Annotated in this window: 23 protein-coding genes and 2 pseudogenes; 13 read left to right on the forward strand and 12 right to left on the reverse strand. The window is 61.1% G+C overall.

Features of this window, described 5'->3' with window-relative positions; genetic code table 11:
* The first annotated feature begins 157 nt into the window (after positions 1 to 157).
* Positions 158 to 1516 carry an MmgE/PrpD family protein 4 gene (locus tag EXR36_08580; protein ID MSQ59682.1) on the forward strand — a complete coding sequence of 453 codons (1359 nt, stop codon included), beginning with the start codon at positions 158 to 160 and terminating at the stop codon, positions 1514 to 1516.
* Between the two features lie 397 nt (positions 1517 to 1913).
* Here the strand turns inward: EXR36_08580 and EXR36_08585 are convergent, their stop codons facing one another.
* Genes EXR36_08585 through EXR36_08595 form a run of 3 tightly spaced genes read right to left on the reverse strand, consistent with a single transcriptional unit; the run spans position 1914 to position 5178 of the window.
* Positions 1914 to 3899: a dehydrogenase gene (locus tag EXR36_08585; protein ID MSQ59683.1), complete on the reverse strand. Its 1986-nt coding sequence runs from the start codon at positions 3897 to 3899 to the stop codon at positions 1914 to 1916.
* A gap of 19 nt (positions 3900 to 3918) precedes the next feature.
* Positions 3919 to 4818 carry an NAD(P)-dependent oxidoreductase gene (locus EXR36_08590; GenBank protein MSQ59684.1) on the reverse strand — a complete coding sequence of 300 codons (900 nt, stop codon included), beginning with the start codon at positions 4816 to 4818 and terminating at the stop codon, positions 3919 to 3921.
* 18 nt (positions 4819 to 4836) lie between these two features.
* Entirely contained in the window at positions 4837 to 5178 is a 342-nt protein-coding gene (locus EXR36_08595) for a hypothetical protein (protein MSQ59685.1), read from the reverse strand.
* Between the two features lie 246 nt (positions 5179 to 5424).
* On the opposite strand from EXR36_08595, the gene EXR36_08600 reads away from it, so the two are divergent.
* Both EXR36_08600 and EXR36_08605 read left to right on the forward strand, forming a co-directional pair.
* Positions 5425 to 6183, forward strand: a complete 759-nt coding sequence (locus tag EXR36_08600; protein MSQ59686.1) for a hypothetical protein — start codon at positions 5425 to 5427, stop codon at positions 6181 to 6183.
* A gap of 30 nt (positions 6184 to 6213) precedes the next feature.
* Positions 6214 to 7269 (forward strand): alcohol dehydrogenase, encoded by a 1056-nt coding sequence (locus EXR36_08605; GenBank protein ID MSQ59687.1) that lies wholly within the window; start codon positions 6214 to 6216, stop codon positions 7267 to 7269.
* 70 nt (positions 7270 to 7339) lie between these two features.
* Here the strand turns inward: EXR36_08605 and EXR36_08610 are convergent, their stop codons facing one another.
* Positions 7340 to 7543, reverse strand: a complete 204-nt coding sequence (locus EXR36_08610) for a hypothetical protein (protein MSQ59688.1) — start codon at positions 7541 to 7543, stop codon at positions 7340 to 7342.
* A 222-nt stretch (positions 7544 to 7765) separates the two neighbouring features.
* Between EXR36_08610 and EXR36_08615 the strand changes: the two genes are divergently transcribed.
* The 4 genes and pseudogenes from EXR36_08615 to EXR36_08630 all read left to right on the forward strand — a co-directional run bounded on the left by EXR36_08615 (position 7766) and on the right by EXR36_08630 (position 12296).
* Positions 7766 to 8515, forward strand: coding sequence for an SDR family oxidoreductase (locus tag EXR36_08615; protein MSQ59689.1), 750 nt, complete (start codon positions 7766 to 7768; stop codon positions 8513 to 8515).
* A 28-nt stretch (positions 8516 to 8543) separates the two neighbouring features.
* Positions 8544 to 9017, forward strand: a complete 474-nt coding sequence (locus tag EXR36_08620) for a sel1 repeat family protein (protein MSQ59690.1) — start codon at positions 8544 to 8546, stop codon at positions 9015 to 9017.
* Positions 9018 to 9239: 222 nt separating this feature from the next.
* Positions 9240 to 11774, forward strand: a pseudogene (locus EXR36_08625) (cation-translocating P-type ATPase).
* A 9-nt stretch (positions 11775 to 11783) separates the two neighbouring features.
* A complete protein-coding gene (locus tag EXR36_08630) occupies positions 11784 to 12296 on the forward strand; it encodes a universal stress protein (protein ID MSQ59691.1) in 513 nt (170 codons plus the stop codon).
* Here the strand turns inward: EXR36_08630 and EXR36_08635 are convergent.
* The 7 genes and pseudogenes from EXR36_08635 to EXR36_08665 form a co-directional block, all read right to left on the reverse strand.
* Complete coding sequence (locus EXR36_08635) at positions 12286 to 13188, reverse strand: CoA ester lyase (GenBank protein MSQ59692.1); 903 nt, start codon at positions 13186 to 13188, stop codon at positions 12286 to 12288. The two genes, EXR36_08630 and EXR36_08635, sit on opposite strands and share 11 nt — an antisense overlap.
* A pseudogene (locus EXR36_08640) lies at positions 13185 to 14528 on the reverse strand (CoA transferase). Before EXR36_08640 ends, EXR36_08635 begins: the two are co-directional and overlap by 4 nt.
* 120 nt (positions 14529 to 14648) lie before the next feature.
* The gene (soxZ, locus tag EXR36_08645) at positions 14649 to 14975 is read right to left on the reverse strand and encodes a thiosulfate oxidation carrier complex protein SoxZ (GenBank protein MSQ59693.1); all 327 of its coding nucleotides are present in this window, start codon (positions 14973 to 14975) and stop codon (positions 14649 to 14651) included.
* A 3-nt stretch (positions 14976 to 14978) separates the two neighbouring features.
* Positions 14979 to 15419, reverse strand: coding sequence for a SoxY-related AACIE arm protein (locus EXR36_08650; GenBank protein MSQ59694.1), 441 nt, complete (start codon positions 15417 to 15419; stop codon positions 14979 to 14981).
* Between the two features lie 53 nt (positions 15420 to 15472).
* Positions 15473 to 17554, reverse strand: coding sequence for a xanthine dehydrogenase family protein molybdopterin-binding subunit (locus EXR36_08655; protein ID MSQ59695.1), 2082 nt, complete (start codon positions 17552 to 17554; stop codon positions 15473 to 15475).
* A gap of 78 nt (positions 17555 to 17632) precedes the next feature.
* Positions 17633 to 18085 (reverse strand): (2Fe-2S)-binding protein, encoded by a 453-nt coding sequence (locus EXR36_08660; GenBank protein MSQ59696.1) that lies wholly within the window; start codon positions 18083 to 18085, stop codon positions 17633 to 17635.
* Positions 18086 to 18157: 72 nt separating this feature from the next.
* Entirely contained in the window at positions 18158 to 19366 is a 1209-nt protein-coding gene (locus EXR36_08665; GenBank protein MSQ59697.1) for a mandelate racemase/muconate lactonizing enzyme family protein, read from the reverse strand.
* 156 nt (positions 19367 to 19522) lie between these two features.
* Between EXR36_08665 and EXR36_08670 the strand changes: the two genes are divergently transcribed.
* From EXR36_08670 to EXR36_08695, 6 genes are all read left to right on the forward strand, one after another.
* Positions 19523 to 20779 (forward strand): ABC transporter substrate-binding protein, encoded by a 1257-nt coding sequence (locus EXR36_08670; protein MSQ59698.1) that lies wholly within the window; start codon positions 19523 to 19525, stop codon positions 20777 to 20779.
* 138 nt (positions 20780 to 20917) lie between these two features.
* Positions 20918 to 21820 (forward strand): branched-chain amino acid ABC transporter permease, encoded by a 903-nt coding sequence (locus EXR36_08675; protein ID MSQ59699.1) that lies wholly within the window; start codon positions 20918 to 20920, stop codon positions 21818 to 21820.
* Positions 21817 to 22791, forward strand: a complete 975-nt coding sequence (locus EXR36_08680; protein MSQ59700.1) for a branched-chain amino acid ABC transporter permease — start codon at positions 21817 to 21819, stop codon at positions 22789 to 22791. The genes EXR36_08675 and EXR36_08680 overlap by 4 nt, the downstream gene beginning before the upstream one ends.
* Complete coding sequence (locus EXR36_08685) at positions 22788 to 23561, forward strand: SDR family oxidoreductase (GenBank protein ID MSQ59701.1); 774 nt, start codon at positions 22788 to 22790, stop codon at positions 23559 to 23561. Before EXR36_08680 ends, EXR36_08685 begins: the two co-directional genes overlap by 4 nt.
* Positions 23561 to 24313 (forward strand): ABC transporter ATP-binding protein, encoded by a 753-nt coding sequence (locus tag EXR36_08690; GenBank protein ID MSQ59702.1) that lies wholly within the window; start codon positions 23561 to 23563, stop codon positions 24311 to 24313. Before EXR36_08685 ends, EXR36_08690 begins: the two co-directional genes overlap by 1 nt.
* Positions 24314 to 24327: 14 nt before the next feature.
* Positions 24328 to 25029, forward strand: a complete 702-nt coding sequence (locus tag EXR36_08695; protein MSQ59703.1) for an ABC transporter ATP-binding protein — start codon at positions 24328 to 24330, stop codon at positions 25027 to 25029.
* A 44-nt stretch (positions 25030 to 25073) separates the two neighbouring features.
* On the opposite strand, the gene EXR36_08700 is transcribed toward EXR36_08695, so the two are convergent.
* Positions 25074 to 25481: a nucleotidyltransferase domain-containing protein gene (locus EXR36_08700; protein ID MSQ59704.1), complete on the reverse strand. Its 408-nt coding sequence runs from the start codon at positions 25479 to 25481 to the stop codon at positions 25074 to 25076.
* Between the last annotated feature and the right edge of the window lie 78 nt (positions 25482 to 25559).

Consider the following 25559-nt stretch of genomic DNA (forward strand, 5'->3'; position numbering starts at 1 on the left):
GTTGGGTAAGTTTGATACAAAGCCAGTGAAGAGGCTCGCAAAACGCCTTGAAAGTCGAGAAATAACCCGACTGAAGGTCACCTGGCCGAGAATGAAACTCATTTCGCTAACGCGGTAAGAGATCCGTCGTAGAAAAGTGATTATTAGAGGTGCCCTCATGAGAACATTGACCCAAGAAATAGCTCACTTTGTGGTTGGGCTGCAAGCGAATACCATCCCCGCACCCGTGTCGGAGAAAGGCAAGGTTGCATTGCTAAACGCCTACGGAATGGCGCTGGCCGGCCGCGACACTCCCTATGCACCGGTTGCGCGCAAGGCCGCGCTGGCCATGGATGGCGAGCTACCCAAGGGTGCCACCTTGCTCGGCGACGGGCGCCGCACGAGTATCGGAGGTGCCTGCCTCGCCAACACCGCGCTCTTTCACGGGCGCTGCCAGGAAGACACTTGCGGTGCCGCCCATTTCGGCACCATCTTAATCCCGCTTCTCACCGCCATGATCGAAGCGCGCCGCTACCCCTTGTCCTCTTTGATTCCCGCACTGGTCGCCGGTTACGAAGCGGGCGGGGTCATCGAACAAGCCTATTGCGCCACCACCACGGCGGGCGGTTTTCGCGCTTCTCCACTGTATGGAACCCTCGCGGCTGCGGCAGCGGCCGCCAAATTGATGGGCTTGAACGAGTCACAGACTGCTGCAGCGTTGGCCAATGCTGCCTCTTTCAGCGGGGGCGTGTTGCAGTCCTTCGCGGATGGCACGGACGAGTGGCGCTACCAAGCCGGCATGGCGGGCCGCAACGGACTGGCTGCGGCGGAACTGGCCAAGGCCGGGTCCGTATCCGCTCCTTTGGCCCTTGAAGGCAAAAGCGGTTTCATTCGAAGCTTTGCACGGAGCGAGGCGGACGTAGCGAAGCTAAGCGCTTCGCTCGGACAAGATTGGGCCATGCTGCGCGTCACCTTCAAGCCCTTCCCCGTGTGCGCCTTCAACCAAACGCCGGTAACGGCGGCGCTGGCCTTGCGCGAGCAGATCGGCACTTCACCCATCGCCGCCGTGCGCGTGCACATGAGTCCCTTCGCCATGAGCTATGCGGGCATGAAGGAAGCGGGACCGTTCCACTCCATTTCCGGAACACTGATGAGCATCCCATTCTGTGTCGCCACCACTTTGGCACACGGGAAGCCCACCATGACTCGCATGGCCACCTACGACGATGCGAGCGTGAACGCGCTGCAACGCCGGATCACACTTGTGGGTGACCCCAGCCTGTCAGCTTTGTGCGCCAAGATCGAAGTGGAAACCGCCGACGGAAGAAAGTATCTGCGCGAACAGAACATGGCCCCGTCCGACTACGCGTACGACCGCAATGCCATATCGAAACTCGTGCGCGGCATAGGAGTAGAGGAGGGTGTACCCGCTGGGGCCTTCGATCTCCTAGAACGTTTCGTAGAGCGGTTACCTGGCGGAACCATCGACGATGTCATCGAGAGCTTTGCCACCATCGAGCAGCGCATGGCGGTTTGATTTCGAGGCAAAGTCTATTCACCGGCATCGAGCCTTTCCACGAGAAAGTCGCCAGGGGTAGACCAAATCCTTCGCAAACCCGCTTTGCTCAGCTCGCGCCCCGCTGATCATCGGATTCGTAGGCACTGGCTTTGCGTTGATGGAATTTTGGTCAGATTCCGGGAAGCCGGGAGTCTGCTGTCCTGTCATCCCTCATATTGGCGAAGCGAACGAATGGCCCTCGTGAAACCAGGAAAGAAAGGCCAGGTAACTATCCCCAAGGGAATTCTGCGCAAGCTAGCTATCCCTGACGAGGCTCCTTTGGTGGTCGAAGCCAGCGCGGACGGAGCGATCATCCTGCGCCAGGCGGTCGTGTTCCCCATCGAAATCTACAGCGACACACGAGTGAAGAATGCGGTCAAGCCTCCGCGCGATCCCTCAGCACCACGGCGCGCACGGCCTTCTCGATATCTTCCATGGACGGAATCACCAGCCGCTCCAACTTGTCGTTGTAGGGCATGGGGGAATCGCGGGCACCCACGCGAACGATGGGCGCATCGAGCCAGTCGATGGCATGCTCGGCCACCATCGCCGCCACTTCGGCGCCGAAGCCCCAACGCTTCCAACCCTCGTGAGCGATAACCAAGCGGCTGGTTTTCTTCACCGATTGAAGAATGGCGTCCTCGTCCAGCGGGCGCAGCGTACGAGGATCGATCACTTCCACGTCGATACCCTCGACTTCAAGGCGTGCGGCGGCTTGCAGGGCGACATCCACCATGGCCAGCGTCGCCACGAGGGTCACGTCTTTCCCTTTTCGCTTGACCACCGCCTTGCCGATGGGGATGGCGTAGGACTCCTCCGGTACCAATCCTTTCTTGCCGACGTAGAGCATCTTGTGCTCCAGGAAGATGACAGGATTGTTCTCGCGGATAGCGCTGGTGAGCAGGCCTTTTGCCTCATAGGGACCGGAAGGTGCGAGAACCACCAACCCCGGAACATGGGTGAACCAGGTTTCGAGGCTTTGCGAGTGCTGCGCCGCCAAACGTATGCCGCCGCCCTGCGGACCGCGAATGACGAGCGGCACGGTAGGCTTGCCACCCAGCATGAAACGAAACTTCGCTGCCTGGTTGACGATCATGTCCATCATCAGAGTGACGAAGTCGAAGATCTGCACTTCGGCGATCGGGCGCATGCCGGTGATGGCCGCGCCCACCGCGCAGCTGGCGATGGCTTGCTCCGAGATGGGTGTGTCGCGCAAACGTTCGGCGCCGAATTTATCGATGAGTCCGCGCGTGGCGGCGAAGATGCCGCCGATCTTGCCCACGTCCTCGCCCAGGACGAACACATGGGGGTCGGCTTCCATCGCCTGGCCGATGGCTTCCTTGAGCGCTTCTGCGTAAGACAATTCCCGCGTGGTGGTGAGCTTGGGTTCGGCGGGTTGGTAGTGCGGCGCATAGACGGCGTCGTCCAGATCGGCGAGGGTAGGTTCCGGGCTGGCGATGCCGAATTCCTTGGCTGTGGCCATCTCGCCTTCCACATCGGCGCGCACGCGGTCGAGAGTGTCCTGCTTGAAACCGAATTCGGCGATGAGCTTCTTCTCGAATCGGGCGATGGGATCGAGCTTGACCCAATCCTCAACTTCTTGGTCGCCGCGGTAGCGCGGCAGATTGGCGCGCATGGAATGATCACCCCAGCGGTAGGTGAGCGCTTCGATGAAACTCGGGCCCTCTCCCTTGCGCGCTCGCGCCACCGCTTCTTCCACCGCGGCGCGTACCGCCAGCACGTCGTTACCATCTACCGTAACGCCTGGCATCGAATAAGCGGCGGCACGCTTGGAGAATCGGTCGATGGAGGTGGAATCCTTCATCGAAGTGGAGAGTGCGTATTGGTTGTTCTCGCACAGGTAAACGATGGGCAACTTCCACACGGAGGCGACATTCAGGCACTCGTGGAAAATGCCTTCGTTGCAGGCACCATCGCCAAAAAATGCCACGCCGCAATGGTCCGTCGCGCGCAACTTGTTGGACAGGGCAGCTCCCGTGCCAATCCCGATGCCAGCCCCCACGATGCCGTTGGCACCCAGGATGTTGAGCTCGAGATCCGCGATGTGCATGGAGCCGCCCAGCCCCTTGCAATAGCCAGTAACACGGCCCATGAGTTCGGCCGCCATCTTGTTGAGCGACGCACCCTTGGCGATGCAGTGGCCGTGGCCGCGATGATGGCTCACGACAAAATCTTCCTTCCGCAGCAGCGAACACGCCCCGGCCGCCACCGCTTCCTGGCCCACATAGCTGTGGGCCGTGCCCTTGACCAGGCCTTCCTTGAACATGTCGATCACGCCTTCGTCGAAACGGCGAATGCGCAACATGACCCGGTATATTTGTTCTAACGCGGACCGATCCATCTCCCCCCCTCTATTGACCTTAATCAGGCGCTTTGACTTCCACTCCCGCCCATTTTTCGATGTACTTCACGATCGCGGTGAAATCCTCGTTGGGCCCCACCTCATTGCAAGCGAGAAACCACGATTGCCGCACCGCATTGGCCACCCACATGGGAACGTTCATGGCCTCGCCCTCTTCCAGGCAAAGCTTAACGTCTTTGTACATGAGGGCGTTGGTGAAACCGAAGTCGAATTTTCTTGGCACGACGGCGCGCGGAAATTTGTCCTGCGAGGCGCTGTTGCGTCCCGTGCCAGCGTTGATCACGTCGAGCATGGTCCTCGGATCGAGCCCCGCTTTCACACCCATTACCATGGCTTCCGAAGTAATGGCCATGGCGGTGGCCGAAAGCAGATTGTTGGCAAGTTTCATGGTCTGGCCCATGCCCGGCTTTTCACCTAGATAGAACACCTTACCGAAGACTTGCAGCACGGGGCGCAAGGCCTCGAGCTTGTCAGCACGGCAAGCCACCATCACCGCCAGCGTGCCTTTGGTGGCGCCGGCGACACCTCCGCTCACCGGCGAGTCCACTAAATCGATTCCCTTGGAGGCCAAGCCAGCCGCGACTTCTTGCTCCACGCGCGCCCCCGTCGTGGAGAGATCCACCACCGTCTTTACCTTCGTGCCTTCGGCCACTCCCTTCGCACCTAGCGCCACATCCTTCACGATGGCGGGTGTCGGCAAACTCACGATCACGGTTTCAACGGCGCTCGCCACCGCGGCGGGAGATGCCGCCGCGCGCGCCCCGCGCGCCACCAAGGGGGCCATGGCCGCTTCCCGCGTATCGAAAATGGTGAGCGTGTAGCCTGCATCCAGCAGCCGCCCGGCCATGGGCCCGCCCATCTGGCCAACTCCAACAAAACCCAGGTGCTTATCTTTCAAGTGCGTCCCATCCGATAGTCAGTTCGCGGTGCTCTGCACGATGCGTAGTGTTGTAAATTCCGACGGCTTGACCGGCGCAACGCCAGCCAAGAGTATGACTTGTCCGTGTTCGATATCGTACTGGCTCATGGTGCTCTGGTCGCAACGGACGAAGAAAGCTTCCTCTGGCTTGCTCCCGCGCAAGGCACCGGCCTTCCACTCGGCCAGCAGCAATTCCTCCACGCAAGCGCGCACCTTTGCCCATAGGGCCTCGTTACTGGGCTCGAACACTGCCCACTGTAGACTACGCTCAATGGCGCGCTGCAACGTGGCTAGCCGCAGGCGTTGGCCCGCCGGTTTCCACTCGCTCGCCCGGGTCATCCGGCTTACGGGTGGCGCTGGCCGCGCCCCGCCACGTGGCGAAGACGACGCTGAACCGAGCGAAGAACCGGGCGCCGAACCGGATCTTCTGGGAGGACGCCCCGGATTCTTGGGTGGTTTCATGGATGGGGCGGATGCGATGGCGAGGAAAAGCCGGGAATAGGAAATCAGAGATTGAAGTCAGAGAAGTCCGCTGAATTGTAGCCCGGTCCACCGCTCTTCTGCGAATGCGGAAAAACTGGGACAATCCACCCATCTGGTCAATCTGGTCAAGAAGGAAATCGTATCGTGCGGCTTTTGCGCTCCATTCTCGTCGGGCTTACCCTTGGCGTTGCGCCCTTGCCATCAGCCTTTGCGCATGGGGTCACGCTGGTGGTGCACCACTTCCTGCCCGCCGGCTCGGCCTTTCACACGCAGTTCCTGCTTCCCTGGACGCAGAAATTGGAAAAGGAATCGGCCGGCGTGCTGAGATTCCGCTTCTACCCCGCCATGCAAATGGGCGGCGAGCCCGCGCAATTGGCGGATCAGGCGGCTGATCGCAGCGCGGATATCGTTCTCACCTTGAGCCGCCATGCTCCAGGGCGCTTCCCCGCCATGGAGGCCTTCGAAGTCGCGCCCTTTCAGCACAGTGCGCAAGGGGCCAGCCGGGCCGCTTGGGAATACTTTCGCCTGAATGGATTGGCGGAAAAGGAATTCGACGAATTGCGCTTGCTGGCCGTGGGCCTCATGCCATCCACCAGCAAAGACAAAGCCTCCGATGTCGGTCTACTATTGATGAACCGCCGGTCTTACAAGGCGCTCACCGAGATTCTGCGCGGGGTGATGAATGCCAACAGCGGGGCGGACACTTCCGAATGGCTGGCGAAGGCGCTGGGAGGCCAGGTGCCAAACGGGAGCACGCGGCAATCGCTGGACACCTGGATCGAAGACGCCACCAAGCGCGGCTTGAACGGCAAGGCACTGGCGGAGAGCGCGCGATCGCTGATCGCGCAACACGATAAGTAGAGCGGTCAATTTCTTGAGGAGCACACAATCATGTTGAGTTACGACGTTGTAGAATGGGGCAAGTCGCTGCAAAGGCGCGAAACCGAAACGCCCAAACCGAAGGGCACGGAAGTTCTTCTCAAACTTAAATTCTGCGGGGTGTGCCACAGCGACGTGCACATCCGAGACGGCTATTTCGAGATGGGCGGGGGCAAGCGCTTTCACATGAGCGACCGCGGCATGAATCCGCCACTCACCTTGGGCCACGAAGCGTTTGGCACCGTGATCGGGGCCGGGCCAGAGGCACGCGATGTACCCATCGGCCAGGACAGGCTGGTGTGCCCGTGGACAGGCTGCGGCACCTGCGCCCGCTGCCGCGAAGGGCAAGACAATCACTGCATGGCCCCGCGCTGGCTGGGCGTGCAACGCGCGGGCGGCTACGCCGATCACTTGCTCATCCCGCATCCGCGCTACCTGGTCGATACCAGCGGTATCGATTCGGCATGGGCCGCGACGTTGGCGTGCTCGGGTTTGACCACGTATTCAGCCGTCTCCAAACTCACGCCCATTCCGCGCGACGAATGGGTAGCGGTGATGGGTGCGGGCGGCTTGGGGCTCATGGCCATCGGCATGCTGCGCGCCCTGGGTCACGAGCGCATCGTTTGCGTGGATATCGATACCGCGAAATTCGCGGCGGCGCGCGAAGCCGGCGCGGCGGCGACCTTGGACGGGCGCGATCCCGACGCCACCAAGAAACTCGCCGAGATCGCCGGCGGAACGATTTACGGCGCGGTGGACCTGGTGAACACCACCGGCACGGCCAGCCTGGCCCTGGGTGCCCTGCGCAAAGGCGGCAAGCTCATCCTGGTGGGTCTCTACGGTGGCGAGATTCCGCTGTCCCTGGTCATGGTGGTGCAGCGCGCGCTGTCTCTAGTGGGATCAAGCGTGGGAACGGTGGCGGAATTGAAAGCCGTGGTGGAACTGGCCCGCGCCGGTAAGCTCAAGAAAATCCCCATCGAAGTCAGACCGCTCTCCGACGTGAGCCGTACCTTGGACGAACTCAAAGCGGGTAAGGTCGTCGGTCGCGTGGTAGCCCGGATGGAATAAAGGGCCTCTCTAAAGGAGGCTTCAAGGGCGGGGGCCACCCCGCCCTTGAACAATAGGCGGCCCGATTGCCTTAGCGTAGTTTGAGGATCTTCAGGGCTTTGTCGAGCACGTCAACGGACTGGCCGTGCTTTCCTGCGTTGTGCAGCACTTCACCCTCAGCCCGGTATTTCTTTACAGTGGCCAGGTCTTCGGGGCTGAGCTGAGCGGTCTTGAGTGCCGCGTCGATCTGCTTCATATCGGCGGGACAGTGAGCGGCAAAAGCGAATCCCGCCATTGACAGGGCGGCGATAAGTAATAACGAACGAATCTTCACGGAACTCTCCTCTCCATTAATAGATGAACGGCGACGCTCTTCAACGGCAGCGTTGAATTCGCCACGGCACATTGTAGACCCCATTCCCGAAGACCGGCGCGTCCATTATGCGGGCCGGTCTCTGGCCCGCATGGAGGTTAATATTCGGAACCTTCTAGACCAGCCACTTTCCAAAGGACGCTCATGAAACTAAAGGACCAAGTTGCCATCGTCACCGGGGCCGCCAGCGGATTTGGCGCCGAGATATCGCGCCGCTACATCGCGGAGGGCGCCAAAGTCATGCTATCTGACATCAATGAGAAGGGCGCACAGGAATTGGCCGCCACTCTGGGAAGCAACGCAGCCGCGGTGCGCTGCGATGTATCCAAGAAAGCGGACATCGAGAACTTGGTGGCGGCGACAGTCAAGGGCTTCGGTACGTTGGACATCGTGGTGAACAATGCCGGCTACACCCACAAGAATCAATCTATGCTCACCGTGGACGAAGAAACCTTCGACCGCATGATGGCCATCAACGTCAAGTCCATCTATCTGATGACGCTCGCCACGGTACCCATCATGCGCGCGAAGAGACGCGGCAACATCATCAACATCGGATCGGTGGCCGGCATGCGCCCGCGCCCTGGGCTGGTCTGGTACAGCGCATCGAAGGCGGCGGTCAACCTCATGTCAAAGGCCATGGCGGTGGAATTGGGCCCCGACAACATCCGCGTCAATGCCATCGCTCCGGTCATGTCACCCACGGGCTTGATCGAATCCTTCATGGGCATGCCCGACACGCCGGAGAACCGCAAGAAGTTTCTCGGCAACATTCCCTTGGGACGCTTGGCCACACCCACGGACATCGCCAAGGCAGCGGTGTATCTCGCCTCGGACGATTCGGATTTCATCACCGGGGTGGAATTCCCCGTGGATGGCGGCCGGGCGGTTTGATTAATACTCATTGAATTAGGAACGCCAGATGAAGAAGCTCGCCGTTGCATTCGCGTTATTGTCATCGCTCACAGCCCATGCGGGGTTTCAAGAGGCTATTCAACTTTACTACGCCGGAAAATACGAAGAGGCACTGAAGGAGTATCACGCCACCGCCGCGCAAGGCGATGCCCGCGGCGAATTTGGCGTTGGCTACATGCATCACTATGGCCACGGCGTTCCGCGCAATCAATCCGAAGCTATCAAATGGTTTCTCCTGGCGGCCAGTCACGGTGACGTGAGCGCGCGCCAGTATCTCGCCATCATGCATCACAAGGGCGAAGGCGTGGAGAAAGATCTGGCCGCGGCTCACATGTGGTACACGCTGTTTTCGCGTGATGCCCCGAATGACCGCGATCGCGCTTACACAAAAGAGACCGTCACCAAGATGGAACGCAAGATGACGCCCGAGGACATCGCGCGCGCCAAGAAAATGGCGGCGGAGTGGAAGCCCGCCAGTTGACAGTGATCGTTTCAGCGGGGTAACGTGCCTTCGTAGCTAAAGAAGGGGAGTAGCCTCACAGCACAGGCCGTCAACACGGGATAGCCTCCCCGGCCACGCTGGCAGCGCAAGTTGTGGCGAGACCTTTACCAGCCGGTAAAGGTTTCGCCCTTACTTTGCGGCCGGGCTTCAAAGCACGGACCCAACGCCATTCAAGAGGGAAAAAAGCGCAGCCCCTGGCGCATGCTGCTGGACCAGTTCACGGACTTCATGATCGTCGTGCTGCTGGTGGCGGCGGTGATTTCGGGGTTCATCGGCGAGGTCGTGGACACCATCGCCATCTTGGTGATCGTGCTGATGAACGGTGCCATTGGATTCATCCAGGAATACCGCGCCGAGCGTGCCATGGCGGCACTGAAGCAGTTGGCCGCCGCCCACGCGCGCGTGCTACGCGATGGCGCGATGACCGAAGTGCCAGCCGCAGGTCTTGTCCCCGGAGACGTTGTCGTGCTGGAAGCAGGCAATGTCATTCCCGCCGATCTTCGCTTGTTCGAAAGCGTAGTGCTCAAGACCGAAGAGGCCGCGCTCACCGGCGAATCGGTGCCCTCCGAGAAACGCACCGAAACCCCGGAAAGTAGCGACCTCGCGCTAGGCGACCGCCACAACATGGCCTACAAAGGCACCGTGGTGGCCTATGGCCGGGGACGCGGCGTGGTAGTGGCCACCGGCATGCAGACCGAGTTGGGGAAGATCGCCACGTTGCTTTCGCTGGAAGGCGAGGTGAAAACGCCTCCGCAAAAACGCCTGGCGGAATTTGGCCGCAAGCTCGCCATCGCCGCGCTGGTGGTATGCGCGCTCGTGTTCGTGGTGGGGCTCCTACAAGGCGAACCGCTGGCGCTGATGTTCCTCACGGCCGTGAGCCTTGCGGTAGCGGCCATCCCCGAGGCGCTACCCGCGGTGGTCACCATCTCGCTCGCATTGGGTGCTCACAAGATGGTGAAGAAAAATGCGCTGATACGGCGCTTGACGGCGGTGGAAGCGCTGGGCTCCAACACCTACATCTGCTCGGACAAGACTGGAACCATGACCCAGAACCGCATGCACGTGGAGGAGTTTTGGGCGGAGCACCGCCATTTGATGCACCCAGCCAAGGAGCAACTGGAGGGCGGCACCCTGCGGCGCCTCCTGGGCGCTCTGGCATTGAACAACGATGCGTCCGTGCCAGAAGGCGGACCCGCGTTCGGCGACCCGACCGAAGTCGCGCTGCTATTAGCTTCCTGGCAAGCAGGCTACGAAAAAGATTAGCTCGAGGCAGCGGCGCCGCGCATCGCCGAACTGCCATTCGATTCCGGCCGCAAGCTCATGACGACCGTGCACCGCGAGAACGGGCGCATCGCCGCTTACACCAAGGGCGCGCCCGAGAAAATCGTCGAGCGTTGCACGCATGCGCTAGGGAATGGGCAAAGCGCCGCCCTGGCCCGCGAAGAAATTCTTGCCATGGCGGAGCGCATGGCGAGCGATGGCTTGCGGGTCATCGGGGTGGCTTACCGGGATTGGGATAGCGTGCCCGCGCCGCTGGCGGGCGAGCACCTTGAGAGCGGCCTCACCTTTCTCGGCCTGGTTGGAATGATCGATCCGCCGCGCCCGGAGGTGAAGGAAGCCGTGCAACTATGCAAGACGGCGGGCATCACACCGGTGATGGTGACGGGGGATCATCCGGCCACGGCTCGCGCCACAGCGTTGCGCCTGGGCATTCTGAGCGAGGGAGGAAAGATACTCACTGGCCAGGAGATGTCCAGGCTGAGCCCGGCGGAGTTCGAGCGCTAAGTTCGCGACGTGCGTGTATACGAGCGCGTGGACCCGGCGCAAAAAATCATGATCGTCTCCGCGCTGCAGGCCCAGGGCGAGTTCGTCGCCATGACCGGCGACGGCGTCAATGACGCCCCCGCCATCAAGCGCGCGGAGATTGGCGTGGCCATGGGCAAGATGGGCACCGACGTCTCCCGCGAGGCTTCCTCGATGGTATTGCTCGACGACAACTTCGCCACCATCGTCAGCGCCATGCGCGAGGGCCGCCGCATCTACGACAACATCCGCAAGTTCATCCGCTTCGTAATGGGCGGAAATTCCGGCGAGATTTGGACGATCGCGGTAGCAACCTTCGCCGGGCTTCCGCTACCGCTGCTGCCCATACACATCCTCTGGATCAACCTCGTGACCGGCGGCCTGCCGGGGCTGGCACTCGCGGCGGAGCGCGAAGAGCGCAACATCATGGGACGGCCTGCGTGCGCGCCTTCGGAAAGCATCTTCGCTCACGGGATGTGGCAGCATATTCTGTGGGTAGGCCTGTTGATGGGGGCCATCTGCCTTGGCATCCAGATGTGGGCCACGGCGCAAGGCTCGCAGGGTTGGCAAACCATGGTGTTCACGGCCCTCACCATGTGCCAGATGTATCACGTCCTCGCCATACGTTCCGACCGGGAGTCGCTCTTTTCCATCGGCGTCTTTTCCAACCGCTGCGTAACCGGCGCGGTTTTACTGACCGTCGCGCTACAACTCGCGGTTATCTAGACGCCCGTGCTCAATCCGATCCTCAAGACCACGCCGCTCACCGCCCTGGAGCTGGATGTTTCCATGCTGTTACCTGGACTGGTGCTGGTGGCCGTCGAGATAGAGAAATTCGCTATCCGTTCCGGGTGGCTGTACCGGGCAAACCGCGCGCAGGCTCGAACCGTAGGTCTGAAAAGTGCGTCGGATGGACCCCAGCAATCCCAATAGGAGAGCGCCGTGCTGAAGTTACTGCTTCCCATCGACAATTCGAGTAAGCTCGATCAGGCGTTGCGCTATCTCACGGCGTGCCAACGGGAGAGCCGCTGGCCACTCGCGGTCCACGTGCTGCACGTGGGGCAACCCTTGTCCAGTTATGTCGCCGAGAAGCTTCCGCGCGAGTCGGTGAAAAGCTACCACGCGGGTCGCAGCCAAGCGGTCTTGGGGCGGGCGGCGGAAGCTTTCGCGCAAGCCGGTATCGCGCATACAACGCATACCGTGATGGGAGACCCGGCGCAATGCATCGTGCGCTTCTCCAAGGAAATCGGCGCGGACCGCATCGTCATGGTGACGCATGCCCGCGAGTCGGTCCCGGAAGTGTTGCTGGGTTCGGTGGCCGCGCGCGTGTTGCGGCACGCGCCGGTTCCCGTGGAGGTCGTACCCGTGGAGCCAGCTTCGCGCTTGAGCGCCTACGCCCGCGCCGCCGGCGTGAGCGCGGCGGTTCTGGGCCTTTTGTATCTGGCTACCGACTAGAGCCGGCTCTTGCCGCGCGCGCCTTCTCGATCGCCGCTTGCCTGTTCAAAATATTGCGCGCTTGATCCACGATCGGTAAATCCACCATGCGGCCCTTGTAGGTGAAAGCCGCGCGTCCCTGGCTGGCTTGCCGCTCGAATTCCTCGACGAGGCCCCTCGCGTGCTCGATCTCATCGGGCGGCGGGCTGAATTCCTCGTTGGCGATGACCACTTGTTTCGGGTGAATGCAGAACGCACCCGAGAATCCCAGCCTTCGAGCGCGCCGGATGCGAGCGCGGAAAACGTTCACGTCCGAGAAGTCCGCGATGGAGCCTATGAAGCCGATGGGTTCGATGCCGGCACTTCGGCACGCCGCCACGCCGAGCACGTTGGGAACGTAGAGCGCATCTTCGTCCACCGCCATGCGCATGGAGGCCGAAAGATCTTCCGATCCCACGATCATGCCGCAGACTCTTGGATGAGCCGCTGCGATGGCCGGCATGTTCTGCAAGCCTTCCGCCGTCTCCACCATGGCGATGACACGCGTGTGCCCATAGGCAAGCCCGCGTTGCGCTTCGCATTCGCTCAGCACCTCGGCGATGGCGCGAATATGAGACGCATCTGGCACCTTGGGTAAGGAAATGCAACTCACGGAAGAACGAACCGCCGCTTCGATGTCGCGCACCGCACGCCGCCATGGGCGGTTGATCCGCACCACCACGTCGTAACCGGCCTTGGCGAATTTATCCGCGATGCCTGGAAGGCGCTCACAGGCCAAGTCCTTCTGATCGGGCCCGACGCTGTCCTCCAAGTCGATCTGCAATGCATCCGCCGGCTGGCGCAGGGCGCTTTCCACGAAGCGGTCGCTGACGGCGGGCACGAACAGGATCGAGCGCCACGGCATCGTGTTCATCGTTTCTTCCTTTTTAGTTCTTCGAGAATTTCGTTGGTGTGTTCGCCCACCTTGGGCGCGGGCCGGCGCATGGCACCGGGACTACGCGAAAGCTTGGGCACGATGTTGTGCATGGGGATGGAGCCCATCTCTTCATCTTCCATGTCCACGATGACTTCGCGCCCGCGCGTGTAGGGGTGACCGAGCAGGTCCATCACCGTGCACACCGGCCCCACGGTGACGTTCGCCGCCTCGAACAGATCGAGATTTTACTCCTGGCCGCGGGCCCCGATGAAGCCGCCGATGATTTCGTCCAGCAGATCGCGGTTATTCACGCGCGCACCGTTGTCGCAAAAGCGCGGGTCGGCCTTCAACTCGGGCCGCCCGATGGTGTCGAAAATTCGCATGGCCATGGATTGCATGGAGCCGGACAGCGCGACGAACTTTCCATCGCGGCATGGGTAGACGTTGCGCGGCGCCGCGTGAGTGGACTGGTTCCCCGCGCGCTGCGTGGACGTGCCAGTCAATTTGCTCTTGGCGGCTTCCGAAGCCACGGTGGAGAAAATTGGCTCGAAGAGCGAGAGATCCACTACCTGCCCGCGCCCTTCCTTTTCCGCCACGCGCAGCGCGGCCAGCACGCCAGCCGCACCGTAGATGCCCGCGATCATGTCGGCCAGCGCCAGAGGAGGTAACAGTGGAGGCCGGTCCGGAAATCCGTTCAAGGCTGCAAAGCCCGACATGGCTTCCACCAAGGTGCCGAAGCCGGGCTTACGACTGTAGGAGCCCGTCTGCCCCCATCCGGAAACCCGCGCGATGATGAGACGCGGATTGATCTCCAGCAATACTTCCGGCGCCAAGCCCATCTTCTCCAAGCCGCCCGGAACGAAGTTCTCCACCAGCACCTGCGCTGTTCCAACCAATTGGCGCAGCGTGCTCAAACCCTCCTAGGACTTCAGATCGAGCACCATGGAGCGCTTGTTGCGCCCGTAGACTTTCCAGTAGATGTCCACGCCCTCTTCTTTCCAGTGGCGCAGATCGTCGCCGCTCCCGGCCTTCTCGATCTTGATCACATCCGCCCCGTGATCGGCGAGAAATCCGCTCAGCATGTTGCCAGCGACCAAGCGCGACAAGTCGATCACGCGCACGTCCTTGAGGGCGCCCGCGGCACCGGCATCGAATTTCCTAATTACCGGTGATTGGAGCACAGCGCTACTTCCCTTCGGCCCATTCCTTGGTTTTCTTCGACGCTTTGCCCAACGCCTTTCCGGTTTTGTGACCGGCGGTTTCCAGAGCGCCCGCGGTTTTCTTGCCGGCGTGCTTGAGGGCCTTGGTGGTCTTGGCCACGATTTTTTCGGTCCCATGACGCGCTTTCTTGCCAACCTTCTCTATCTTTGGCCCGATGCCGCCGCCATTCTCCTGCTGTGCCTGGGCGCCCTGCACACCGGCGAAAACCAGCATCAAGGCATAGAGCAATGTTCGCATCACGATGCGCCCACTTCGATATGCGCGCGCTCGGTAATGACTTGGCCGCGATCGTCAGTCCAGTTGAAAACAAACTCTCCGGTCTGGGTGGCCAGCACATGAAAGGAGAAATATGGGTTGGCGGTAATGGCTGGATGCAGGGTCACGGAGAACACTTCGTTTCCATCGTAATGGCAAGTAAAACGCTTGATAATGTGGCGGGGAACGAGCTTGCCTACGTTATCGTGCCGGAAACCCGTTTCCATAGGGTGGATTGCAAGGGTCCGAATCTCGACGACCTCGCCTCTGCGCGCGCGCTCGGGCACCCTGACCTTGGCCCCTGCCATCGCTTAACCGCACCCGGTGATGGTGACCGCCACTTCCGCGCTCGCCGACCACAGCGACCCGTCGCTCATTACCGCCACCGCGATGACACGCTGGGATTCGGCCAGGCGTATTCGCGTGGATACCCGCGCCTTGCCGTTATGAGGACCCAGGCGAAACTCCACGATGTCAGGCAGCGGATTCTTCTCGGAGAAAAGATGGATCGCTTGCACGTGATCCTTCGCCGTCATGGGGGATTCCACCGTTACGGTAACCGGCACCACGTTGCCGTTTTCGGCGAGCTTGGGCAAATCGAGATGCACCCGCCCTTCCTGAATGGGGCGAGAGCCGAAGGCACGCTTGAGCGCCAACGCCATGTCCTCCGGCGTTGCGTTTGCATTACCTACGCGCACAAGCGCCAGCACCACGCCAACGCCAGCCGCCCGCAACACTTCCCTACGCCTCATAATCCACTAGCCCTTCCATGACCCTTTCCCCGTGCCAGCGTGGAAATGGTGCCTCACGCGTAGGAGAGCCCGTGATGCTTGAGGGGCATGGAGCGAAACCGCTTGCCGGTAGCCGCGAAGATGGCATTACCCAAAGCTGGAATCACTGCCGCCAGCGGAGGCTCGCCCACGCCGCCCCAGAATCCGCCGCTCGGTACGATCACCGGCACCACTTCCGGCATGTGCGCCAGACGCAGCACGGGATAATCGGAGAAATTGCTCTGCTCCGCGCGGCCATTTCTGATGGTGGTTTCCTCCAGCATGGCCGAACTCAACGCCCACACCACGCCGCTCTCGATTTGCGCGATCACGGCGTCGCGATGCACTATGTAGCCGCAGTCGATGGCCACGTAAACGCGCTTCACATGGACCTGGCTGTCTTCCACGGACAGATCCACCACCGAGGCCGTATAGCTTCCATAGGCATCGGATAAGGCAATGCCGCGGTGAACGCCCGAGGGCATCTTCTCCCCCCACTTGGCGGCCTTGGCCACGGCGTCCAACACGCCAAGATCCTTGGCCTTCTTGGACAGCAGCGGGCGGCGGAATTGATAGGGGTCGGCCTTGATGGCGGCACATATTTCGTCGATGAAGCATTCGCGGAAGAACGGGTTCATGGTGTGCGCCACCGCGCGCCATGGACCCACCGGGACGTGAGTGTTGCGCATGGCGTACTCATCCAAGAAATTCGGCACGTCGTAGGGATTGTCCGAGAACACGCGAGTGCCGATGGTGTCGACGCCATCCTTCACAAGATTGGGCAAGATGACCGTGGCCACGGACTGCTCGGATTGCCGCACCTGCCAAGCCACCCATTTGTTGTCCTTGTCCAAACCGGCCTTGAGCTTCACCAGCGCAACAGGCCGGTAGCGGCCTTGTTGCATATCCTCTTCGCGCGACCACTGCAATCGCACCGGCGTACCAGGCATGGTCTGAGCGATACGCACGGCCTGCCGGGTGAACTCATTGAACAGCACACGCCGCCCGAACCCTCCGCCAGCGTGCATCTTGTGCACCATGACATTCTCCAGCGGCACACCGGCCGCCTCCGAGGCCGCCGCGATGGTGGACTCGCCGTTTTGCGTACCCACCCACACTTCCACGCCTTCCGTGGTGATAAGCGCCGTTGCAGTCTGCGGTTCCATCGTCGCATGATTAAGGAAGGGGGCGTAATACTCCGCCTCGATGGTCTTGGCCGCGCCCGCCAGCGCCTGCGCCGCATCGCCATCCTTGCGCCCCACTGGAGCACTGGGCGCATCGATGCCCGTGCGCAGGAACTTCATGATGGACTCGCTCGATACGTTGCCGTTGCCGCCGTCGGCCCACTCAATGGGGAGCGCCTTCAAGGCTTCGTTGGCGCGCCACCAATTGTCAGCCACCACCGCCACCCAATCATCCGCCGCCACCACCTTTTTCACTCCGCGGCGGCCGAGAATCTTGGATTCGTCGTAGCTCTTGAGCTTGCCGCCGAAGACAGGCACTTGTCGAATGGAAGCGTGCAGCATTCCAGAGAGCCGCACGTCGGCGGCGAACACTTGCTCGCCAGTGGTCTTCTCCGGAATATCGAAGCGCGCGGGCGAGGTGCCGAGCAAGGTCCAATCCTTGGGATCCTTGAGCTTGGGCTCCTTGGGCACTTCCAGCTTGGAGGCCGCGCCCGCCACCTTGCCGAAGGTGGTGCTGCGGTTGCTAGCCTTGTGGGTGATGACGCCATTGGCCACGCTCAATTCCGAGGCCGGCACACCCAACTCCTTGGCGGCGGCCGCCACGAGCATTTCGCGCGCGGAGGCGCCCGCCTTGCGCAGATACTCTTGCGAATCCCGAATGGCGCGGCTGCCGCCCGTGCTCATGTTCCCCCATATGCGATTGCGGCGCACATGCTCATTGACATCGGCGTACTCGGGCTGCACTTTGTTCCAGTCGCATTGCAGTTCCTCGGCGACCAGCATGGCAAGGCCGGTGAAACTGCCTTGCCCCAGCTCGGAACGGGCGATGCGGATGGTGATGGTGTCATCGGGCCGGATCACGATCCAGTGTGTCACTTCAACGCCTTCGTGGTGCGCGGCCAAGGCCTCGGACCAGAACGGAGCACCCACCATGACCACACCGCCCAAGGCGGTGGTACGCAGAATGAAGTCGCGGCGGTTCGGATTGTCGATTTCGTTCACGATGTCTCCTTAGGAGCCCTTGGCCGCAAGTTTGATGGCTTCGCGAATGCGGGCGTAAGTCCCGCAACGGCAGATGTTGGTCATGGTGGCTTCGATCACGTCGTCCGAAGGCTTCTTGTTGGCCCGAATGAGCGCGGCGGCGGCCATGATCTGCCCGCTCTGGCAATAACCGCACTGCGGCACCTGCAGCTTGACCCAGGCCTTCTGCACCGGGTGATTGCCATCCTTGGAGAGGCCTTCGATGGTGGTGATGTTGCGGCCCGCCACGGCCGAGACCGGCAACACGCAGCTGCGGGTGATTTCTCCGTCAACATGTACCGCGCAGGCGCCGCACACCGAGATGCCGCAGCCATATTTGGTTCCCGTCAATCCCAATTCGTCACGCAATACCCACAACAGCGGCATTTCGGGTTCCACGTCCACCTCGTGGGACTTGCCATTCACTTTCAAAGTCATCGCCATCGCTTCCTCCAGCCTCGTTGAAGAATTATTTCGGTCTTACTGCTTTTCTATATCTTACAGCGCCGCTAAGACTCAGACTTTACGCCCGTAGTTCAGCAGACCCGTCGCGCCCTTCGGCGGATGGGCCCGGATCCCCTCTTCGTTGGGTTCGGTGCCCCAGCCCGGCCGGTCAGGCATGACCAGGTGGCCGTCCACGAATTCGGGCACATGGGTGAAGAGTTCATGGTCCCACGGAAGGCGGTCGATATCGGTTTCCATGATGCGCAGGTTGGGTACCGCCGCGGAGAAATGCGCGTTCATCATGGTGCACAGGTGGCCGTAGAAATTATGCGGCGCCACGTTCACCTCATGGGCCTCCGCGCACGCCGCGATCTTCATGGATTGCCACACGCCATTCCAGGGTATGTCGATAATGGCCACGTCCATGGCTTGCTCGCGGAAATAAGGCAGAAACTCCTGCAACCCCAGAAGTGTCTCGCACGAACTGATGGGATGGGGGCTCTGGCGCCGGATGTAGCCCAGGGCCTCGGGGCTGAAGCTGTCGATCTCCACCCAGAATATGCCGAGCTTCTCGATGGCACGCAAAATCTTGATGTACCCTTCGGTCTTGGCATTGAAATTCAGGTCGAGCAAGATGTCCACTTCCGGCCCCGCGCCGTCGCGCATGGCTTCCAGGTGCATGACCAGGTTGCGCAGCACATGGCGCTCGACGTTGAGCTCCGGCGCGAACGGCACGCCGAACCCAGGCCGCCATCCCTTCACGTTGCGCTTGTTGTCGTCGTAGATAAAGATATTGGTCTTGAGCGCCGTGAAGCCCTTCTCGCGCACCTCCCGGCCCAGGGCCTTGACGCCATCCAAGTCCGTGATGGCCGGTTTGAAGAGCGTGGGATGACTGATGCGCCAAGTCGCGCAATGGGACCAATACACCCGGATGCGATCACGGATCTTGCCACCCAGCAAATCGTATACGGGCACCCCGAGCCCCTTGGCCTTGGCGTCGAGCAGCGCGTTCTCGATGGCCCCCATCGCGAGCGCGATAAGGCCTCCGGCCGCGGGACGGGTCGCGCAATGGAGTTCGGCGTAAATGCGCTCGTGCTCGCCCGCCTCCTTGCCTATCACCTTGGGCGACAAGCGCTCGATCACCGTCCCCACGCCAGGCGCGCCAAAGCCCTCGTCGAATTCGCTCCAGCCCACGATGCCCGTATCCGTGGTGAGCTTGACGAAATGATAGTTGCGCCAGCCCGCATCGCAAGCCAGCGTTTCGATGCTCTTGACCTTCATCTTTCCCCTCCCCGTGCGTTGTACATGCCGAATGCGTATTCTCGCGCAAATTGCGGTTGCATACCTGGTTTAGGATTCCCGTTAGCATGCGTTAGAATCCGCGCCATTAAAGCTTCGCGCACCTCTTAGCGAAGCCCCATAACGAGGAGATATAGCATGAAGCATTCGCCCATACCGCGCCGCGAATTCGTCAAGGCGGCGAGCGCCCTTTCCGCAATTGCGGGCTTGGGGTTTCCGTTTATCTCCCGCGCCCAGGATAAGCCCATCCGCATCGGCATGCCCACGATTCTTTCAGGCCGGGTGGCGCAACTGGGTATTTCCTCGCGCAACGCCGTGGAGATGGAAGTCGCCAAGTTCAACGCGGCTGGCGGCCTGGGCGGGCGCAAAATCGAAATGGTGGTGCGCGACTCCAAGGGCAAGCCCGAGGAAGCGGCGAACGTCACCCGCCAGTTGGTCAATAGCGAAGGTTGCGAAATCATCCTCGATGGCGAGGCTTCCAGCGGCGCCTTCGCGGTGCAAGAAGTAGTGCGCGAACTCAAAGTCCTGTGCGTGCACACCAATTCGGAGACGTCGTCCCTCTCGGCGGATCCCAAGATTCGCGTGCCGAATGCCTTCCGCGTCGCCCGCCAAGGTATCCACGATGCCATCATGAGTGCCACCTATGCGTCGGGCGTGGCCAAGACCAAGGGCCTGAAAACCTGGATGAGCTGCTCGCCCGATTACGCTTACGGGCGCGACAACACAGCGCTCTTCGCCGAGTATCTGAAAAAGTTCAGCCCCGACGTGCAGATCGTGGGCGAAGCCTGGCCCAAGCTGTTTCAGCCGGACTACACCGAATCCCTCACCAAGATCCTGCAATTGAAACCGCAGGCGCTGTACTCCGCGCTGTGGGCGGGCGACTTGGTGTCGTTCGTGGACCAGGCATACATCTACAGTCTGTTCACGCAAACGACACTCTTCACGCCCAACATGGCGGACTACACCACCATGACGGCGGTGAAGAATCTACCGGCCGGCATTCATTCTTCCACGCGCTACATCAAGCACTTCCCCGATACGCCGGAGAATGGCGCCTGGGCCGAGGCCTACCGCACGCAATACAAGGATTACCCCACGAACTGGTCCTGGGAAAACACGGTGGGCATCCAATTCATCACCCAGGCCATCAAGAAGACCAACTCCACCAACCCCGACAAACTCGCGGCCGCCATTCGCGGAATGAAGCTCAAGACTCCCTTCGGGGCCGACGGCAGCATCACCATGCGCGCCGAAGACCAAACCACCATCGGTTACGCCATCGGCTGGGGCGTGACGGTACCGAATGATCCTTACGTATCGAATATCACCACCGTGGATTGGAAAACCATTCTGCAGCACGAGGCGGAGTGGAAAAAGAAGATGGGGTACACCTAAGACTCCCTTCCCCCGCGGGGGAAGGGCTGGGGATGAGGGAAGAACTTTAGTCGTTTTCGGCACTCCTCGTTCCCCCTTTCCCTCACCCTCGGTCCCTCTCCCGGCGGAAGAGGGATGACCAACACAGAGAGCCGTTCCGTGGACCATCAGGCCCTTCTTAGCTGTATTTCAACCACCTCCTGCGTCATCACGCAGCTGACAGGCGGGCTCATCATCGGCATGCTGCTGTTTCTCGTGGCGGCCGGCCTGTCCCTCATCTTTGGCGTGCTGAAGGTGGTGAACTTCATGCACGGTTCGCTCTACATGCTGGGCGCCTACTTCGCCTACACGATTTACAACGTGACGGGCAGTTATACGGTGGCGGTCATCGGCGCCGGGTTGGGTGTGGGACTCTTCGGCCTGGTCTTCGAGCGCGTGTTCATGAGCCGGGTGTATGGCGAGGACGTGCTCATGCAATTGCTGGTGTGTTACGCATTCATCTTGATCCTGGACGACGTGGTGAAAATCGTCTGGGGACCGGAGTTCAAGGCTCTGGGGATGCCACCCGCCTTTGCTCTACCGCCTTTTGTCGTGGCCGGGGGCATCGTTCCCGTGTTCTATTTGTTCTTGATCGCGATCACCTTGCTCATCGCAATCGGCCTTGGTTTCGCCACCGCTAAGACGCGCATCGGAAAAATCGTACGCGCGGCGGCCGTCAACCCCAGCATGGTGTCCGCCCTCGGAATCAACACCACCTTGGTCTACGGCGGCGTGTTTGCCTTGGGCGGAATACTGGCGGGATTAGCCGGCGGATTGGCGGCGCCCGTACGTTCGCTGGTACCCGGGATGGGATTTTCCATCGTCATCGAATCCTTCATCGTCACCGTAATCGGCGGCATGGGCTCCATGGCGGGCGCGCTCGTGGGCGCGCTGATGATCGGCTTGGTGCGCAGCTTCGGTTCCATTGGCTTCCCCCTCTTCACGGAAGGTTTGATGTTCCTGCTCATGACCGCCATCCTGATCGCGAAACCCAGAGGTTTGTTCGGCAAGGAAGAGCGATGAGCAAGGGTTCCACCGCTCGTGACATCGGCCTCGCCATCGCGGCACTGGTCATCTTGGCGCTGCTCCCGCACATTTTTCCGAGCAAGGCGCTCTCGGACTTCGTCATCCGGCTATCTGCCTTCGCGCTCTTCGCCACCTCGCTCAACTTGCTGGTGGGCTACACGGGATTGGTCTCCTTCGGCCACGGTTTGTTCTTCGGCTTGGGCGCCTACAGTTTCGCGCTGATGATGCAAAAGCTGGGCACCTCCATTCCCGCCGCTTTCGGCCTCACTATATTGGTGAGCGCGGGCGTGGCGCTGGTCGTGGGTGCCATCTGCATTCGCCTGAAGGAGATTTATTTTTCCTTCCTGACCTTGGCCTTTCAGATGCTGCTCCATAGCATCATCATCGCCTGGACTCCGGTGACCGGCGGCGACCAGGGATTAACCGGCGGCATCCCGCGCCCGCCGTTTCTAGGCATCGACCTCGCGCAACCGTCGCACCTCTATCTGTTCTGCTGCACGCTGCTGGTGGTATCGCTCTATATCATGTGGCATTTGGTGCGCTCGCCTTTCGGCTACACCTTGCGCATGATCCGCGACAACCCCCATCGCGTGAGTTTCCTCGGCATCAAAGTGTGGCGCATGCGCTTGGCTGTCTTCGTCGTCGCGGGAATCTTCGGCGGCGTGGGCGGCGTGGTCATGAGTTTGTTCGTGTCCAGCGCCTATCCGGATTTCGCCTACTGGACCATCTCCGGCGAAGCGGTGTTCATGATCATGATGGGCGGCATTGGCGTATTTTTTGGGCCGCTCTTCGGTGCGGTCATCTTGCTATTGCTCAACGACTTCGTTACCAAGATCACGGAGCACTACGGCTTGGTGCTGGGCATCATCATCCTCGCCTTCGCCTTGGGGCTGCGTAAAGGGCTGCTGGGAGTCATCACCGAATATTTTCGCGAGCGGCGCGCTGCTCGCGCTGGAGCGCCATCATGAAGGCGCAAATCGTCGTCGTCACGGGCGGTGCCAGCGGCATCGGCCACGCGTGCTGCCAAGTGCTGGCGCGCAAAGGTTGGAAGGTGGTGGTTTCCGACATCGATGCGGCCGGTGCCCGGCGCGCCGCCCAGGAAACCGGCGGCATCGCCAGCACCATGGACGTGGGCAGCGATGCCGCCGTGCATGCGGAAGCGCAACGCATCGAGCGCGAGATCGGCCCAGTCCACGGTTTGGTGAACTCGGCCGGAATTCTGGCCGTACCGGAGGCGCCTGAAGAACTCTCCATGCAGGACTGGGACCGCGTGATCCATATCGACCAGCGCGGCACTTACCTCACGAGCCTTGCTTTCGCCCACGGGATGACCGCGCGTGGCAAAGGTTCCATCGTGAACATTGCCTCCGTGGCGGGCATGCGCTCCTTTCCACTGCACGCCTACGCACCAGCCAAGGCCGCCGTCCTGTCGATGACCGAATGCCTCGCCGCCGAATGGGGGCGCAAGGGCGTGCGCGTGAATGCGGTGTCACCGGGCTTCACACGCACACCGGCATTGCAAGCGAAATTCGATTCCGGCGAAAGATCGCCCGGGGCCATGCAGAGCCTGAGCGCGCTCGGGCGTTTGATCGAACCCACGGACATCGCCAACGCCGTGGCCTTCCTGCTCTCGGAGGAGGCCGCCGCCATTACCGGCATCAACATCCCCGTGGATGCGGGTTGGCTGGTGGCGCAAGGATGGAAAACCTATCCCGGCATACGGGGAGACTGGCCTTGATGCTCCGGTTAGAGAACCTCAACAAGTCCTTCGGTGGCGTGGCGGCCACCAGCAACGTGAGCCTCGCCTTCGAGGAAGGTTCCATCAGCGCCGTTATCGGTCCCAATGGCGCCGGAAAAACCACGTTATTCAATTTGATCACGGGCGCCTTTCGTCCCGATAGCGGGCGCGTCCTCCTCAAAGGCGAGGACATCGCCGGCATGGACGCTCCTGACATCGCGCGCCGGGGCATAGGCCGTGCATTTCAGATCGCGCAGATTTTTCCCACGCTAACCGTGCGCGAAGCGATCCACGCCGCCGTCAACGCGCACCGCCACCAACATGGCTTGCTGCGGCGGCGTTTTCCGCTTACCGAGGCACAAGCACGCACGAGCGAAGTTCTGGAGTTGACCGGCCTCGCCAAGCGGGCCGAAACCTTGTCGCGTAACCTCTCCCACGGTGACCAGAAATTGCTGGACATCGCACTCGCCCTGGCCCTGCAACCGCAAGTGCTGTTGCTCGACGAACCCACGGCTGGCATGGGCCCCGAGGAGCGCTGGCAGATGATGGATACCGTCAAGGATCTGTGGAAGCGCGAGAAGATCACGGTCATCTTCATCGAACACGACATGGACATCGTGTTCAAGGTGGCCCAGAGCGTTCGCGTGTTGAGTTACGGCGCCGTGCTGGCGCAAGGCACGCCGGACGAAATTCGCAATCACCCCGAGGTCATCAAAGCCTACCTCGGCACCGAAGAAGTGGAGGCCGCATGAACGACAATAAAGTCATGCTGTCCGCCCGCGACCTCGACGTCTTCTACGGCGCTAGCCAGATTCTCTTCGGCGTGAACGTGGAAGTACGTGAAGGCCAAACCATGGCCTTGCTTGGCCGCAATGGCGCGGGCAAATCCACCACCTTCAAGGCACTCGCAGGATTGGCACCGCCCAAGCGCGGGAGCGTGCAGTTGACCGGCACGCAGGTTCAGGGCAAGAAACCCCACGCCATCGCGCGCACCGGCATGGGCTACGTGCCAGAGGACCGCCAGGTATTCCCCGAGCACAGCGTGGAGGACAACCTGCTCATCGCCGCCAAAAAAGGGCCAAAGGGCCAAGATCACTGGAACCTGGCGCGCATCTACGAATCCTTCCCGCTCCTCGCACCGCTTAAGCAACGCATGGCAGGGCGCCTTTCTGGTGGCGAGCAACAAATGCTCACCATCGCGCGCACCCTGATGGGTAACCCCACCGTGCTCCTGCTCGACGAACCCAGCGAGGGCTTGGCCCCCATCATCGTGCAACAAATCGGCGCGCTGCTGCGCGAGCTGCGCGACATGGGCATGACCGTGCTGCTGGCCGAACAAAACATGTACTTCTGCATGAAGATCGCCACCCACGCCACGGTGATCGATAAAGGCCAGATCGTTTACACCGACACCATCGAAGGCCTGCGCAAGAACGACGCGGTGAAGAGCAGGTATTTGGCGGTGTAGTTCACCTGAGCCAATCCCCGGATGCTCGACCAAATCAAGATCGGTCATGTTTCAGCCTTAATGCCATGGCGGTACTGGCGGCGGACCGGAAGGAGGTCCAAGTAAACTTGCCGCGAACGCACTTCGAACCGGATGCGTGTCGAACGATCGGTTTCGAAGACCAGTTCGCCATCGCGAAGGACGCGATGCACCAAGTCCGCAGAAGCCTTATTGAGTGTGACGATCTGCACTGGGCACCCTAGCGAACGTTGGAGATCATCTTCAAGATCCACGGGTAATCCACCCAGAGTGGGCGGAGGCGCGGCCGCATACAGCACCCCAATATCCACATCGCTAGACGGACGGCTCGTACGCCGCGCCACATTCCCGAATACATAGGCCGCGACAATATTGCCGTCCGCGCGCTCCGCTAAATATTCGCCTACCGCCTTGAGAATAGCTTCCTCGTTCATTGAGTCCGATGTTACTAATTTGAGCGTAATTCGCGTGATATTTCCCGCAACCTCTCCCTCATCCCCAACCCTTCTCCC

The organism is Betaproteobacteria bacterium (assembly GCA_009693245.1).
Taxonomy (GTDB): Bacteria; Pseudomonadota; Gammaproteobacteria; order Burkholderiales; family SHXO01; genus SHXO01.